This window comes from Paenibacillus sp. Y916 (assembly GCF_056786435.1).
The window spans coordinates 22912-37706 of record NZ_JBXCJA010000009.1 but is presented as its reverse complement, the minus strand read 5'-3'; the positions used below and the strand labels follow the sequence as shown (position 1 = coordinate 37706).

16 protein-coding genes are annotated in these 14795 nt (G+C 40.0%); 7 read left to right on the top strand and 9 right to left on the bottom strand.

Going from position 1 to position 14795, the window contains the following annotated elements; all coding sequences use genetic code 11:
* Positions 1 to 76: 76 nt before the first annotated feature.
* The 6 genes from AC1TO9_RS17705 to desA form a co-directional block, all read right to left on the bottom strand.
* Complete coding sequence (locus AC1TO9_RS17705) at positions 77 to 595, bottom strand: hypothetical protein (protein WP_482060016.1); 519 nt, start codon at positions 593 to 595, stop codon at positions 77 to 79.
* Between the two features lie 129 nt (positions 596 to 724).
* A complete protein-coding gene (locus tag AC1TO9_RS17700) occupies positions 725 to 1030 on the bottom strand; it encodes a hypothetical protein (protein WP_482056776.1) in 306 nt (101 codons plus the stop codon).
* A 137-nt stretch (positions 1031 to 1167) separates the two neighbouring features.
* Positions 1168 to 1641, bottom strand: a complete 474-nt coding sequence (locus AC1TO9_RS17695; RefSeq protein ID WP_482060015.1) for a double zinc ribbon domain-containing protein — start codon at positions 1639 to 1641, stop codon at positions 1168 to 1170.
* Between the two features lie 108 nt (positions 1642 to 1749).
* Entirely contained in the window at positions 1750 to 2349 is a 600-nt protein-coding gene (locus tag AC1TO9_RS17690) for a response regulator (RefSeq protein ID WP_482056778.1), read from the bottom strand.
* Complete coding sequence (locus AC1TO9_RS17685) at positions 2346 to 3482, bottom strand: sensor histidine kinase (RefSeq protein ID WP_482060014.1); 1137 nt, start codon at positions 3480 to 3482, stop codon at positions 2346 to 2348. The genes AC1TO9_RS17690 and AC1TO9_RS17685 overlap by 4 nt, the downstream gene beginning before the upstream one ends.
* A 174-nt stretch (positions 3483 to 3656) precedes the next feature.
* Positions 3657 to 4712 (bottom strand): Delta(5) desaturase DesA, encoded by a 1056-nt coding sequence (gene desA / locus AC1TO9_RS17680; protein ID WP_482056780.1) that lies wholly within the window; start codon positions 4710 to 4712, stop codon positions 3657 to 3659.
* A 348-nt stretch (positions 4713 to 5060) separates the two neighbouring features.
* On the opposite strand from desA, the gene AC1TO9_RS17675 reads away from it, so the two are divergent.
* Genes AC1TO9_RS17675 through AC1TO9_RS17665 form a run of 3 tightly spaced genes read left to right on the top strand, consistent with a single transcriptional unit; the run spans position 5061 to position 9884 of the window.
* Positions 5061 to 6164 carry a helix-turn-helix domain-containing protein gene (locus tag AC1TO9_RS17675; protein ID WP_482056781.1) on the top strand — a complete coding sequence of 368 codons (1104 nt, stop codon included), beginning with the start codon at positions 5061 to 5063 and terminating at the stop codon, positions 6162 to 6164.
* A gap of 49 nt (positions 6165 to 6213) precedes the next feature.
* A complete protein-coding gene (locus AC1TO9_RS17670) occupies positions 6214 to 8058 on the top strand; it encodes an ABC transporter ATP-binding protein (RefSeq protein WP_482060013.1) in 1845 nt (614 codons plus the stop codon).
* On the top strand, positions 8055 to 9884 hold the full coding sequence (locus tag AC1TO9_RS17665) for an ABC transporter ATP-binding protein (protein ID WP_482060012.1): 1830 nt from the start codon (positions 8055 to 8057) through the stop codon (positions 9882 to 9884). The genes AC1TO9_RS17670 and AC1TO9_RS17665 overlap by 4 nt, the downstream gene beginning before the upstream one ends.
* 147 nt (positions 9885 to 10031) lie before the next feature.
* Here the strand turns inward: AC1TO9_RS17665 and AC1TO9_RS17660 are convergent, their stop codons facing one another.
* The 3 genes from AC1TO9_RS17660 to AC1TO9_RS17650 all read right to left on the bottom strand — a co-directional run bounded on the left by AC1TO9_RS17660 (position 10032) and on the right by AC1TO9_RS17650 (position 12118).
* Positions 10032 to 10217 carry a hypothetical protein gene (locus AC1TO9_RS17660; protein ID WP_482056784.1) on the bottom strand — a complete coding sequence of 62 codons (186 nt, stop codon included), beginning with the start codon at positions 10215 to 10217 and terminating at the stop codon, positions 10032 to 10034.
* 161 nt (positions 10218 to 10378) lie between these two features.
* Complete coding sequence (locus AC1TO9_RS17655; RefSeq protein WP_482060011.1) at positions 10379 to 11143, bottom strand: C40 family peptidase; 765 nt, start codon at positions 11141 to 11143, stop codon at positions 10379 to 10381.
* Between the two features lie 447 nt (positions 11144 to 11590).
* Positions 11591 to 12118 (bottom strand): hypothetical protein, encoded by a 528-nt coding sequence (locus AC1TO9_RS17650; protein WP_482056786.1) that lies wholly within the window; start codon positions 12116 to 12118, stop codon positions 11591 to 11593.
* A 195-nt stretch (positions 12119 to 12313) separates the two neighbouring features.
* Here AC1TO9_RS17650 and AC1TO9_RS17645 point away from each other — a divergent pair, with 195 nt between their 5' ends.
* The 4 genes from AC1TO9_RS17645 (at position 12314) to AC1TO9_RS17630 (ending at position 14706) form a co-directional block, all read left to right on the top strand.
* Positions 12314 to 13057 carry an SGNH/GDSL hydrolase family protein gene (locus AC1TO9_RS17645; RefSeq protein WP_482056787.1) on the top strand — a complete coding sequence of 248 codons (744 nt, stop codon included), beginning with the start codon at positions 12314 to 12316 and terminating at the stop codon, positions 13055 to 13057.
* 274 nt (positions 13058 to 13331) lie between these two features.
* Positions 13332 to 13718, top strand: a complete 387-nt coding sequence (locus AC1TO9_RS17640; RefSeq protein ID WP_482060091.1) for a MarR family winged helix-turn-helix transcriptional regulator — start codon at positions 13332 to 13334, stop codon at positions 13716 to 13718.
* A 25-nt stretch (positions 13719 to 13743) separates the two neighbouring features.
* Complete coding sequence (locus tag AC1TO9_RS17635) at positions 13744 to 14379, top strand: nitroreductase family protein (RefSeq protein WP_482056788.1); 636 nt, start codon at positions 13744 to 13746, stop codon at positions 14377 to 14379.
* Between the two features lie 33 nt (positions 14380 to 14412).
* Positions 14413 to 14706, top strand: coding sequence for a putative quinol monooxygenase (locus tag AC1TO9_RS17630; RefSeq protein ID WP_482056789.1), 294 nt, complete (start codon positions 14413 to 14415; stop codon positions 14704 to 14706).
* The last annotated feature ends 89 nt before the right edge of the window (positions 14707 to 14795 follow it).

Sequence of the window (14795 nt, the reverse complement as noted above, 5' to 3'; positions counted from 1 at the left end):
GCTGTGCCATCCTGATTAAAGGACGGACACAGCCGTTTCAATTCAACATATACTTCTCTCTTCAATCTGATCTAATTTACATATGTGGTTCTTCCAGCTGCGTAGCTGATTGATCCGCTTTCTGCGACATTTGGCTTGGTAACTTCCACGCGGTTGCCACTGCGAATACGACAAAGAGGATGTCCATTCCACCGAAGAACTCAGTAATATTATCCGTAAATATTGTAATGATTTCACTACTAAATAACCCTTCAAAACCATCATTCATTATGTAACTGAAGAAGAGATATTTACCCAATACAATCCCGATCAAACTAGCGATGACTGCCATAACTTGATGTATCTGAGTTATCTGTTTATTCGAGAATAATACAACAGCATATCCCGCTAATCCTCCAATGGCCCAAGCGATAATACCTAATTCATAATCTGATATTACCCCGATCACTGCCCAAATTACGCCCCCAATAATCGCAGCCAATAAAGCCCCTAATGCAGGTAAAACAATTTTATTTCTTTCCATCTCCACATTCCCCCATTTCAGCAGTAACATAACTTTCAATAAATTGTAATGAAACTGCAATCTAATTTTCATATTCTTTTAATGTTATAACGCTACAATGAAGTTACCCCTTTTAGTATATATATATAATTAATTTGGACCCATAGCCCGTTGCTGTGGGTTCCTTTTATGTAAAGCAATGGACAATCCAACGGTTATCATCTACTTTTCAAGTTCTGTCCCATAGGAAGTGACTGAATACTTGAATACCGCATATCCCAGAAAAATATACACTAATGGGGTAATTAACGACGACAGCGATATGCTAGTGAATGGAAATAATACACATAATGCGTATCCCCACAATCCATAAGGTAAATACTTCAGATTGCTTCTAGATACAAGCGTTAACCATGCCCCTATTAAGAAGGCTAGATAAGCTAATGAGTTCAACGGAATCGTGTGAAAGATAAAATTCAATGTGCCATAAGATTTATACGGCAGCAATTGGAATATTAAGTCTCTCAAGAACATGACTCCTAACCCACCAAATAAAAGGTGGAGCCCAAATTCACGAAAAAATGAATACCATTTCAATGTTTCAAACCATCTGCGCGTTTCTTGGAGGGCTATTGAGAACTGTTTCAATCTAGATCTCCCCTGTCCTATACCTTTTGACCGCAATTCTCACAAAACTCATTGGATGTCGGTACTGTGGAACCACAATCTGAACACACAATAACAGTCGGTATCGTATCTACAATGACAACTTCTTCTTCACTTTCGATAATCTCAAATTTATTCCCACATGATGCACAGAATTTAGCATTCATTGGAACAACTTTTCCGCAGGAACAGGTCTTTTCATCTTTGATCTGCTTTATTTTTTGAGTAAGTGCTTGATTCTCTTGTTGCAAAGCAACGATTTTCTCGCTTTCAGCTTTAATAATTTGCTGCGCAATGGTTAAATCATCAGCAGCATACGCGTTAAAGACTGACTCTCCAATCACCAAGTAAGACTTCTCAATCTCTTTCTGCTTAGCAGAAATTTGGGCGTTTAGTCTGACAACATCCACTGATTCTTTCGCTTTATCCGCAGCTTTCGTAGCCCCTTCCTTCAACTTGTTAAAAAAACTCATACACTCTCTCCTCCTTATTACCTATACTATCTCATATTATCCAACAAATCCCGCACTTTGTCACGTAAATAAAAGATAAAAACTGAAATGAATTTTTCACTTCAGTTTTTATTTGAACCATCCCTTTTCTTTAAATCGTGTGACGGCTTCAATTCGGTTACTGACTTTGAACTTATCTAGAATGACAGAAATATAATTGCGCACCGTTCCCGTTGTAAGATATAGCTGAGCAGCAATTTCCTTCGTATTTCTACCGTCAGCCATTAATTGTAGAACTTCCTTCTCCCGCTCCGTTAGCGGACTTTCCTCACTATAAGCATCATCTACGAGCTCTGGCGCATAGATCCGTCTACCTGCCATAACGCTGCGAATGCTACTAGCCAGTTCCTCACTCGGACTATCTTTCAACAAATAGCTACTTACACCTGCTTTGAGCGCACGTTCGAAATATCCAGGTCGAGCAAATGTCGTTAATATCATAACTTTACAATCCAATCCCTTCAATTCCTCAGCAGCATCGAGCCCAGTCTTCGCCGGCATTTCAATATCCATAATACATATATCCGGTTTGTGAAGGTGAACCATTGCTAATGCTTCTTCCCCATTACTAGCCCTTCCAACAACCGTCATGTCCTCTTCCAAATCAAGCAGGGAAGCAAGAGCACCCAACAACATCCGCTGATCTTCAGCAATGACTATGCGAATCATTCCCCCACCTCCTTATCCTGATTCTTGATAATGTTCGGAACTTTAATGACAAGCATCGTTCCATGGTCTGAACTAATTTCAAGCGTCCCATTTACGAATTCAAGCCGCTCCATCATTCCTCGCAAACCATTTCCTTTGGGTCGACTATTATCTTGATCCATACCGATTCCGTTATCCTTAACTTTAATAACCAGATCCGTTCGTGTTGATTCAATAACAATAGTACAAGAGGACGCTTCACTATGCTTGACTACATTGGTGACAGCTTCCTTGAGACACATACTTAGCACATTTTCCGTAAGTAATGAGGTGTTCTTCAATATCGGATCACCTTCAATGCTATACTCAATTTCAGCGGCCTTTAGTATTTGACTCACTCGAAAGACTTCATCTTCCACTCTTGTTCCTCGCATTTGCGTAACCATTTCCCGTACTTCCTTCAAAGCACTTCTCGCCGTTTGACGAACATCGTCAATTTCTGCTTGCGCTTGTACGATATTCTTACTCATCAATTTGCTAGCTAGATCGCTCTTCAATCCTATAAGTGAAAGCTTCTGACCCAATGTATCATGCAAATCACGAGCAATTCTCTGACGCTCCTCTAGCTTTACAAGTTCAGAAATTCGCTTGTTCGCATCCTCAAGTTGATCCTGTAGCTTATCATTCTTATTGCGATTATACGTGTTCATTGGAATGAGAATAACACCAATCAAGCACATAACGATAAATGGAAACTGCGAAATGAATAGAGACTTTTGAGTGAAGAAGCCATAATTAATGCTTAAAAAGGTCGTGACCAAATGAATACAATACAGCGTAATAAACCCTGCCTTACTCTGAATATTTCCGATGAAAAGAGCTAGGAAGATAGCAAAATAGACATAACCGAACAGCAAGGTCATGCCTATAGAGATGACAATCTGTACACTCGTCCATATATATATCGGCCATCCCTTCGTTACAAAGGACATCACATAGCAGCCCAAAAATACAAAGGTCATGATAATGCCAGTAGTGATCTGGAATGGAGAAGACGAGCGAAATATAAAATAAAAAGGGAGGATACATAAGACTACCCATATATATGGACTTAGTCCTGTGCTCTTATGAAAACTTTGATACCATTTCTGCATGGTCATCCACCCTCTTTTTTGAAATATAGGAAAGTATAAGTTTTCGTTACTTTTATCTCCTATAATTTTGGACAAACGGCCGTCCTTCGCATAAGCGAAGGACGGCGAAGCCGTTTATCTTTATATGCCACTTCAATTGATTGTATTTTAACATATAAGGCTTACCACATGTTATTATTTCTCTAATGGATTAGGAAGGCTAACCTTCAGTTTCTCCGCTCCAGAATTCGGCTCACGAAGACGTCGCTTCATATCTCTGAAGCTGATAAACACTTTATTCTCCTCGTCCCACAGACGGAAACTTAGTGATTTAAGACTCGTGCTAATCGTAATCGTTGTCGCTTTATGCAGAGGTGGTGTTGCATTGTGAGCTTCTTCCAAATGGTAATTCGGTACCTTCGGATTCAAATGATGAACGTGATGGAAACCGATATTCCCTGTGAACCATTGAAGAACTTTAGGAAGTTTGTAATACGAGCTTCCGTCTACTGCTGCTTTTACATAATCCCATTCATCTTCATTCTCGAAGTAGGAATCTTCGAACTGATGTTGGACATAGAACAACCAAATTCCAAGGCATCCTGATACGAAGAAGACCGGACCTTGAACCATCACAAATGCCTGCCAACCAATAGCCCAAATTAACAAAGCATAGAGAGCAACAATTGAAATGTTCACCACATAGGTATTAATCCGTTCCTTACGTTTCGCGCCTTTACGGTTAAAACGATATTGGAACAAGAATATAGCAATTGGACCAAGTCCAAACATAACTAACGGATTGCGATAGAATCGGTATGCCAAGCGACTCATCTTAGAAGCCTCTGCATATTCATCCACCGTAAGAAGCCACATATCCCCTGTACCACGTTTATCCAGGTTACTACTCGTTGCATGATGCATGGAATGACTGTATTTCCACTGCTCGTATGGAACCAATGCAACGATGCCCGTAATCGTTCCAATGACCTTATTGGCTAGTTTGCTTTTAAAGAACGATTGATGTGTACAATCATGAAAAATAATAAAGGTTCTGATCACAAATCCAGAAGTAACAATCGCAAATACTAATGTTAACCAATATGAAACAGAAAGACTTAGGTAAGCTGCGTACCAGAGTACTATTAATGGTCCCATTGTATTTATAAGCTGTCTAACACTTGATTTCATTTCGGTTTTTTCATAAGGGGCGACCTTTTTTCTTAGGTTGACTTGTTTAGCCTCGGTCATTACATGTATTCCTCCTCAGATTCGACGCTTAAGACAACTTGTTACAAGCTCAGCGTACTTTACTCTCTCTAGTATAGGCAAATAAGTGTGAATGTAATAGTCATAAACGTCAAGTCGAGAGTATGACATATGTCATACTCTCTTACTCATTATGTCATTCCAGTATCTCATTATCCATTGAGCTATTACGCTTTAGCTACCACCAATTTCATCAATTCTAATAGGATCATTATTTTTCTATTTACAGATCATTCATTTTGGTTTATTCTAACATTAAGTAAATACTGAATGTTATTGAATATCACTAAACATTTAGTATTTACAATGAACAGTGTCTGGAGGATGGCTATGAAAGATTTATTAAAAAAGAATATTAGCTTTGCCTACAATGAAGCTCTTGAATTGATTGTTTCCATGGGGATGATCGCTTGCGAAGAGCAAATGCTCGCAATAGCAGAGGATTACAAACTTGAACTAGATCCACTCGCTATGTCTTTCCATGAAGAGACGCGGGCACGATTGTCACCGCATACCCTTCGGGAGCTTGAGTTTTTTTTCAAATATAACTTTTTACACAAAGGACTTGATTTCGCTTTCTATCAATCAATCTGTTCATCGATGGAACCGCTGTCTGCAGAAGAATGGATGATGCGCCTAGAGCAAAGCCCAGCAGAAAGAATCGTCGCAGAAATGGTATATGGTGTTTATCGCGATAAATTGGATGAGCTTCTACAGGGCATGGATTGGGAAGTTGTCAAAAGGGATATTCCTTTGCTACTTGAGATCGTGAATAATACAAAACCTCAACCGGAAGTGGTCGCAGCTCATGAGCCACTGCTTGAATGTCTTGCCCATCCAGAAGAGACCAAGGCACGGTGTTTACAACTCATACAGCAGTTCTACCATGATGCCTTTTCTCTCTGGAAAGACCGTTTGAGGGTGGAGTCTGAACGAGCTGCAATACGGTACGAAGAAACTTTTCATGCCAATCCCGAACGTTTCATTCGTGATCATACCGGAACCGAGCCCAATATGTATGACATACCCACAATCTTTCATATCAGTTTCATGGGCCAAGTAGGTAGCGACGGCCTAGTCTTGTATACCGGAACATCTTGGATCGGATGGGTTACTTTTGGCATACATAATGATCGCGTATTTGGACCTGCTGCCGATCGAGAAAAGACAGAGCTGTTCTTAAAGGCCTTCTCAGATAAAAGACGCCTAGACATCTTATTACTTCTGCGCGAACGTCCTCACTATGGACAGGAAATAGCGATAAAGCTCGGGATAACACCATCCGCAGTCAATTATCATACCAATTTCTTATTCTTCTTAAATCTACTCGAAATAAAAAGAGAAGAACATCGAATGTACTATCATCTCGATACAGAAAAACTGCGAGAATTGCTGGCTATAACAACTAGAGTCATGCTGGCTGAAGATTATTGAGTAGACCCTAAACAGTAGTGAATTTGATTAGTCATTGGGAGGATGTAACTTGAGTCGAACTACGAAAGAAGAGTTTGTGAATAACGAAACGTCAGCCGCTGCTTCTAGCACTTTGAAACGTCTCATGAGATTAGGAAAGCCTTATTTGGGTTGGTACATCCTATTGTGTGCCATTGCGGCAGTCTTATCACTTGCGAATGTTGGCTTAGCTGAATCTTTACGTCGTATTATTAATGCTGCTACAAATCACGATATGTCAGTACTAGTATCTAGTGCCATATTTGCAATAGTAGTTGTTATCGTTGATGCTTGCGGGCAGTTCCTCAAAACTTATATCACAGGACTACTCGAATTCAAGTCGATCGCCAAACTCCAAGCATCGGTGCTATCCAAGCTATTGAAAGTACAAATGAAGGATCTAGACCATTATCATTCAGCCGATCTCATAAGCCGTATCCATGATTCTGCCGTTGATGCTCAGCAAGGTATCAATCAAAAAACGATCGATTTGCTTAGCAGCTTGATGCAAATTGCCTTCCTCCTTACTTATCTATTATCTCTCCAGTACGTATTAACCATCGGGACTCTGGTCATCTGCGCCTTCGTTCCGCTAGTCATGATTCCTTTCACCTCCCGCCTTCGCTCTATGCATGAGCAAAGACAGAAGATAGAAAGTGCGCAACAAGCTTTTATTCAAGATGCGGTACAGGGTGCTGAAGTGGTGCGCGCATTCTCACTAGGTCCCAAGCTTCATCATCAATTTGCACAACGAGTGAAACAGTATTTCAACATTCATCTGCCGGTCTCTCGCTTAGAAGCGGTAGGTTATAATATGCCATTAGCAGTTATACTCGGTGGATTAATATATGTTCTGTCCTTTGGTGGATACCTCGTCATTGACGGTCGTCTAGATGTAGGTGCCGTCGCGGCATTCCTCATCTGTTTCGAGCAAATTACGAACCCCGTATCTCGCCTTGCCAACTTATGGACTGAATTACAAGCTTCCATGGCACAAGGTAACCGAATGTTTGAAGTTCTCGATCTAAAGGATGAAGGTGCCCATCTTGAAACTGACCTTTATGACGTTCACACAAAGAGCTCTGCCTCAGCATCTATTCCGATTATGAGTGGGTTACACGCAATCTCATTCGTACAAGTCAACTTCCGCTACGGAGATGATCAAGTATTAACCGATGTCTCTCTTACAATCGAACCTGGGAAAGTAACTGCATTTGCAGGTCCTAGCGGAAGTGGAAAAAGTACGCTCCTTAATCTACTACTTGCCGTTTATGAACCTCACGAAGGCATCATACGCTGCGGTAATCTGCGATTAAGCAATATCCAACCCCGAGACTGGCGTGCTGGCATCGCATACGTTTCTCAGGAACCATATCTTTTCTCTGGCACACTGTATGAGAATATCTGCTGGGGGAAACCAGATGCCATTCATGAAGATATTATTAAAGCCGCACGAAAAGCTGGCATTCACGAGTTCATCATGACAACGCCCCAACAATATGAGACTATCATCGGTGAACGCGGACTTACATTGTCAGGAGGAGAGCGGCAGCGCTTATCTATCGCTAGGGCATTTGTCCGTGAGCCGAAGCTGTTGCTTCTCGATGAACCAACAGCAGCTCTTGATAGCCACAATGAAGAGATTGTGCAACAAGCCCTTCAGGAACTCATGTATGGTCGAACTACCGTAGTGATCGCCCATAGACTGTCCACCATTAGAGATGCTGATCGAATTTATTATATGGAATCCGGTTCTATTGTTGAAGAGGGCTCACACCATGAATTAATGGCTTCAGATGGTAAGTATCGAGCCATGGTTGAGATCACTTTTAACAATGATAATATCTCTTCCGAGGCTATGGAGGTCGAAACATGAACGTTAAAGAACCTACCGATTATAAACTGGGCTACATTCTGCGTAGATTGATTCCTTATTCCATCCCTTATCGAATCGGATTTATTGTTGCCATTCTTCTTCTTTCTGCCAAACTCGTGATGGACATCGGCTTTGCAGTCATTCAGCAAGTATTCATTGATACGATCAATAGCTCGAATATGAACTCACTTACCCGCGTGACTGTCATTTGTGCAATGGCCTGTATCATTATTATCTGTTGCCTCATGCTACAACATTATATTAGATTCGTTGTGCAGAGTCGTATGTCATGGGATATTCGCGCGAATCTTTTTGATAAGAGTCACCGAATTTCATTCGCTCATGTCCAATCGATGCATTCAGGTGATCTAACCTCACGTAATAATAAGGATGCAGGTATGGCGATCGGTGTAATAAATAGCATTGTATACGACCTCGGATACAATCTTCTCCTCTGCTTTGTTTCGTTTCTATACTTAGCCCAAATGGACGTATGGATCGCGCTACTTGCTCTTGGTTCAGGTCCTATTGTATTTCTATCTGGTCGGTTTTTTGATCGGAAGCTACGTAAATTATCTACTAACATTTATAAGAAGGAAGCAGAACTTCGTGGATTGTTGCAAGAAATATTGCAGGGAATGAAAGTGGTGCGAGCATTTGGGCTAGAAGAGACTCTTCTTAATCGATATGTCCTTGAACGTGAGAAGTTGAATCGATTACAACTGCAAAGAACCATTTTAAACGGACTATTGTGGCAATCCTCAGCATTTATCAATAATATAGTTATGGTTGCATGTGCTGCTTTAATTGCTTTATCTGCTCTAAAAGGCGGAACGACAGCCGGTGAAGTACTCGCATTTATCATTCTGATGGGACGAGTACAGTGGCCATTCGTACATATGTCTCGGACGTGGGGCGGGGTACAAGAAGCTTTAGGTGCAGCTGATCGTGTATTCGATATTTTCGAGATGCCCGTTGAAGGTGAAGTACATCCATTATCACAACTTGCCTCGTCTTCAGAAGCTTCAGATGAGTTTACAGCATTGTCCTTACAAGATGTCCATTACAGACACTACGCTTCTGATGGAAGTGAATCACCACTCTTTGCCGGAATAAATATGAATATCTCTCCTGGAGAAACTATCGCTGTTGTAGGACCCAGTGGTTCAGGTAAGACGACACTCGCTCGGTTATGCTGTGGTCTATATGAACCTGATAGCGGAAGTATCTCCATTTACGGAAAGTCTGTTCATAAGCACCTTGAAGAAGCACGCTCTATGATTACGTATGTACCTCAGACACCTTATTTATTCTCAGGAACAATAAGGGATAATATCGCCTTCAGTTCAAATAAAGCAACCGAAGAAGAAATTCAAGAAGCTGCGCGACTCGCGGGTGCAGAGGAGTTTATATCAAAGATGCCCGCAGGGTATGACACGATATTAGGTGAACATGGTTCAACCTTATCCGGTGGACAAAGACAACGAATTGCTATTGCGAGAGCCTTCCTTCGTAATGCTCCGCTCCTTATTTTAGATGAGGCGACTTCCGCTTTGGATAACGAATCAGAACGAATTGTTCAACAATCACTTGATTTACTCATGAAAGATCGAACAACGTTAGTCATCGCTCATAGACTATCCACGGTGAGGGATGCCTCTAGAATTATCGTATTAGATCAAGGTACCATTGTTGAAGAGGGCTCGCATCATGATCTGCTAGCGTTGAACGGACTGTATGCCGAATTATACAATATTCAGTTTAAAGTGAATGTTCAAAAAGTCGGCTTTTCAGCACCGAGAAGATTGGATGAAGCAAGGGAGTGAGGAGCGGAGCGTAGGCAGTACCTACGTGAGCACCGGAAGGACCGGCTGAATTCAATATTTGATGTCGATTAAGCTCCTTGGTATACTTCGTGATCAAAAGATGACTTTTTGAACTACCTCTTAAAGAGTGACCTTTATTGTTTGCATTTACACCATAACAAACGTACAAGAGGCTCTCACATACTCATTCCCATCAATTCGCACGGATTCTGTAGTAAAGGACTCAACCATACCTAGGATCACTAATTCTTGATCTACCCATACTTCTACATTTCTTTGAAAAGTTATTGATCTTTGAAAATCCGTATCCAGTAAGCAATTTTTCCTAATCATAATAATTCTCCCATTCTTATGTACAGTTCCGTATTGAACGGTGTTCTTACATGTAGTATAACATTTTCAACAGACAAAGATCCCAATCGATTAACCTCAAGTGGGATCCTTGTCTATGAAACGTTGCTTCGTGATCAAAAGATGACTTTTTGAACTTCCTCTTAAAGTGCACTTCCTCCGAATAAGAACCTCTTCTCCCAGTGCTTACCATCAATTGTACCTGTCGTAACTCCACCTGATTCCTTAGAATAAGTATGAAGGATTTTTCCATTGCCTAAATAAATACCGACATGCGTAATTTTAGCTGTTGATTTATTCACACCAGAATAGGCAGACGCACTTGATCCTTTGTATGACATGAAGAACATGAGATCTCCACGTTTCAGTTTAGTCCAATCTTTCTGCACTGTTCCCTTACTTTTCACATAAGCTCCCTGAGCTCGAGAATCAGCCGGTAGCTTTATTCCTACTCCATCAATAAAAGCTTGACGTATGAAGTCAGAACAATCAAATGTTGACGTATTAGAACGGCTTGATCCATACTCATATGGTGTTCCCAAATACTTCATTCCTGCTGCAATGACCTTCTCCACGCTACTGCTTGCGTTGTTATTGTTACCTGTATTTCCTGAAGCTTTCGTAGTATATTTCGAAGAAGAAGAGATATAACCTATCTTTCCTTCAACATTTTTCACCTTAAGCCATGATGCACCGGATTTCTCCAGAACAACAATCTCCTCACCTTTTTTAAGCATTCGAATGATGCTTGCAGTACTAGAAGGAGCCTTACGTAAATTAACTCCCCAAGTCACTTTTGATGTCGAGGTTGCAGCTTCTACTTGTTGCACTAAGACGGTTGTGGACAAGCCACCAAACAGCATTACTGCTGCGAACGATGCTGATATTACTTTTGTGCGAATCTTCATGATGTTATTACCTCCTAAGATGCGTTTGTTTCTACTTGCTTGTCCTCATTGTAAAGTGCTTTTCCCCGCTAGTTAATCAGTCCATAGTCATAGTTCATGAAATGAAATCAAGGTATAAAGAACTGCTATGTTATATTCATTATGGATAAATAATACAATAGAATACGGAAGGCTGACCGTCTCGTTAATTAGTTACAATGTTGTAACTACTGACTTTTTTACTAGTCACTTCTCACAAAGAGTAATCAAGATAAGCGTTCCATTCGATAGTCTTATATACCTACTCGGCATTTGTATTATGACATCGGAATTCCAGTAGTTACCACTCAATTCAAGACCATATATGTATAGGCTGAGACGAATCCTTCTTGTTATACTCTCTACTATGTCAAAAAAGGGCCCTGAGGATTAAACTCCTCAAGGCCCTTCTTTAATAAAACGAACTATTTATTTCACTTCAGTAACTCCAGTTACTTCACCATTCCCAGATGGATCAAAAGATGCTTTGAACTCTTCACTTGCAAAGTAAATATTACCTTCAACCTTAGCATCAACAAGTAGGAATCCATTAGCCTCAACATAGACATCACCAACAAAAGTTCCACCTTGAATTCTTGCATTTTCACTTGTTACTGTTAACTTAGGAGCGGTTAGTGTATACGAAGCTGTTATATTTTTATCTGCATCTTGTTCATAAAGAGCGATCTTACGAGCGACTACGTCTCTGTTCGTAAATTCTCCTTCTAATACAAGATCTTGATCAAACGTCAAATCATTAAGTGTAGCAATAATCCATGTTCCATCTTTGCTGATCGCATTCAAGAATGCTTCTTCATTGTTTACAATTGAAGCTGTTGTTACTACATCAGCCACTTCATTTCCAGCAGGTTCTTGTGCTGCTGGTGCATTGTTATTTCCGCAAGCTGCTAGTAATACAACCATCAATACTAATCCCAGACCCATTAACTTTTTCATTTTAATTTCCCCCTAAGACTATTTGTATAAATTTAGTATAACACAATTTTAAGTAAATAAAATGCCCTTGCAACGAAATTCACAAAGTGTATACATTTTAATCCTATAGTGACCCATCTGCATTTTACTTATCCCCAAAGCTATATTACACTTTAAAAGAGATATTGAATCTTCTCAAAGAATCGAGTTGAAATCATGAGTAAAGAACGTGAAGAGTTATCTGCCAATTCCATTAAGTATATGATTACGGGAGACTCCATTTCCAAAGGAGTTGTTTATGACGAATCTCGCAGTAAGTATGTCATTCTAGAAGATAATTATGTTTCTCTCATGCAAAGTAAATTAAAAGGTGTTGTTCGCAATACGGCGAGATTTGGGAATACGCTAATTAAAGGAATCGGAAATCTTAAAAAAGATATACTAAAAGAAAAGCCTGACTTCGTGCTGATCGAGTATGGTGGCAATGATTGTGATTTCCATTGGAATGAAATTGCCAATAATCCTGATGCGGAGCATAATCCAAAGACCGACTTCAATGTATTTGAGAAAATGCTTAGAGATACTATCGAATTATTAAAAAGCCAACAAATTACGCCTATTTTAATGAACCTCCCTCCACTTAATGCGGAGAATTATTTCAAATGGGTCAGCCACAACAACCCAGAGGTAGCTGCAAATATCCTGAAATGGTTAGGTAGTGTCACCAAAATTTATTGGTGGCAGGAACGGTATAACTCGACAATTCTCAAGGTTGCCGAGAGTACCCAGACGAGAATAATTGATGTAAGAAGCGCCTTCTTAGAACAGCCTGATTTCACTAAATTTATTTGTATAGATGGTATACACCCGAATAAAGACGGACATCAGCTTATATACGATAAAGTGTTAGACTTCATCCGTAATAATGACTTTCAATTACTACTCGATCATAATAATTGATTATGTCCTCCCTCATTACAAGTGAATAGTGCAGAACAATGGCAGACCTACGGTATCATCCTCGGTCTGCCATTGTTCTGCTTTTGTATATTCCCTATTAGTTCAGAAATAATTGGAAAGTGAAAGACACTTGATTTATTGGTTCATATGTTTTATATTAATTGACATATCAACCATTGATGCATCAACTAATAAACATCATAGTTTTACGCATGATATAAGGAGGCCAACATTGACCCCATTATCATCTGAGGAAGCATATGTCTTTGACCAAATGCAATCTCTTAGTAAACAGATCAGTACTAAATTTGAACGTTGCGCAGGTATTAGTCCATCACGACTGCAGCTTTTACATCAGCTTTATCTAGTAGATGAAATCAGTCAAACCACACTCCAAAAAGAAGTGAAAATTGACAGCGCAGCAGTCACGAGGCACTTAAAGCAACTTGAAGTAGCAGGTACTGTTTCAAGGCGTACTAATCCAGACGATAATCGAGTTACACTCGTAAAACTAACGGATCGTGGACGCCATGAAATCATCGTTTATAAAAAAGAGAAGCAACAGTTTATTACGCAATTGCTTAAAGATTTCGACGAGCAAGAACGATCTACGCTATCTGATATGCTCAACCGGATGATCCACCATATTAACCAACTATAATAACAGACAAAAGGAGATTTTAACTTTGCAAACTACTAAAACAAATGACTTCACAGAAATAATTACAGGACGCCGCTCCATCAAAAATTATGATACTTCCGTAAAAATCAGCCGTGAAGAAATGACTGAAATACTTACAGAGGCAACTCTTGCACCCTCTTCAATTAATTTACAGCCATGGCGCTTTGTTGTGATCGAGAGCCCTGAAGCAAAAGCAATTCTAGCACCACTTGCTCGATTCAATCAAAATCAAGTTGAAACATCTGCTGCTGTCATCGCCGTCTTTGGCGATCTGAATAATTTCGATAAAGCTGAAGAAATATACGGTAAGGCCGTTGAACTTGGTTATATGCCCTTAGAGACAAAAGAGATGCAACTTCCTAGATTATCAGCCCATTTCGCAACACTGGATCCTCAAGATAATAGAGAGACCGTCCTCATTGATGGTGGCCTTGTATCTATGCAACTCATGCTCGTAGCTCGCGCTCATGGGTACGACACAAATCCAATCGGTGGTTACGAGAAGGATCAAATTTCCGAGGCTTTCGGATTAGATAAAGAACGCTACGTTCCTGTTATGCTTATCTCAATAGGTAAAGCAGCGGATCAAGGTTATAAATCAGTACGTTTACCTATCGATACAATTGCTCAATGGAAGTAAGACATATTACTCACGATAATGGAGGGAAATTCAATGATCATTATTCATGCCACATTTAATATTATCGCCAATAAACACCAAGCATTTATTGAAGAGATTCAACCTTTAATCGACGCTTCAAAAGCAGAAGCCGGCAATATCTCTTACGATTTATTTAAAAGTACTGACAAAGAAAATATATTCATTATGGTTGAAGTTTGGCAAGATTCCGATGCTGTAGCAATCCATAATGCTAGCACGCACTTCACTACTTTTGTGGGTAAGGCTGGTAACTTCTTAGCTGCACCACTAGACATTAAATCGTATAATGGACAATCCATCAATTAGACCTAATATTTCTTGAACAACATTACTCCATCAACAGAAAAGGGATGTGCTTCAAGCCATAATTCTTGGCTTGCGCACATCCCCTTTTT

Excerpts from the sequence above, each read along its gene's own strand:
- AC1TO9_RS17705 (WP_482060016.1), bottom strand. The coding sequence starts at position 595 with ATGAAAATTAGATTGCAGTTTCATTACAATTTATTGAAAGTTATGTTA.
- AC1TO9_RS17695 (WP_482060015.1), bottom strand. The coding sequence starts at position 1,641 with ATGAGTTTTTTTAACAAGTTGAAGGAAGGGGCTACGAAAGCTGCGGAT.
- AC1TO9_RS17690 (WP_482056778.1), bottom strand. The coding sequence starts at position 2,349 with ATGATTCGCATAGTCATTGCTGAAGATCAGCGGATGTTGTTGGGTGCT.
- AC1TO9_RS17685 (WP_482060014.1), bottom strand. The coding sequence starts at position 3,482 with ATGCAGAAATGGTATCAAAGTTTTCATAAGAGCACAGGACTAAGTCCA.
- desA (WP_482056780.1), bottom strand. The coding sequence starts at position 4,712 with ATGACCGAGGCTAAACAAGTCAACCTAAGAAAAAAGGTCGCCCCTTAT.
- AC1TO9_RS17675 (WP_482056781.1), top strand. The coding sequence starts at position 5,061 with ATGAAAGATTTATTAAAAAAGAATATTAGCTTTGCCTACAATGAAGCT.
- AC1TO9_RS17665 (WP_482060012.1), top strand. The coding sequence starts at position 8,055 with ATGAACGTTAAAGAACCTACCGATTATAAACTGGGCTACATTCTGCGT.
- AC1TO9_RS17660 (WP_482056784.1), bottom strand. The coding sequence starts at position 10,217 with ATGATTAGGAAAAATTGCTTACTGGATACGGATTTTCAAAGATCAATA.
- AC1TO9_RS17655 (WP_482060011.1), bottom strand. The coding sequence starts at position 11,143 with ATGAAGATTCGCACAAAAGTAATATCAGCATCGTTCGCAGCAGTAATG.
- AC1TO9_RS17650 (WP_482056786.1), bottom strand. The coding sequence starts at position 12,118 with ATGAAAAAGTTAATGGGTCTGGGATTAGTATTGATGGTTGTATTACTA.
- AC1TO9_RS17645 (WP_482056787.1), top strand. The coding sequence starts at position 12,314 with ATGAGTAAAGAACGTGAAGAGTTATCTGCCAATTCCATTAAGTATATG.
- AC1TO9_RS17640 (WP_482060091.1), top strand. The coding sequence starts at position 13,332 with ATGCAATCTCTTAGTAAACAGATCAGTACTAAATTTGAACGTTGCGCA.
- AC1TO9_RS17630 (WP_482056789.1), top strand. The coding sequence starts at position 14,413 with ATGATCATTATTCATGCCACATTTAATATTATCGCCAATAAACACCAA.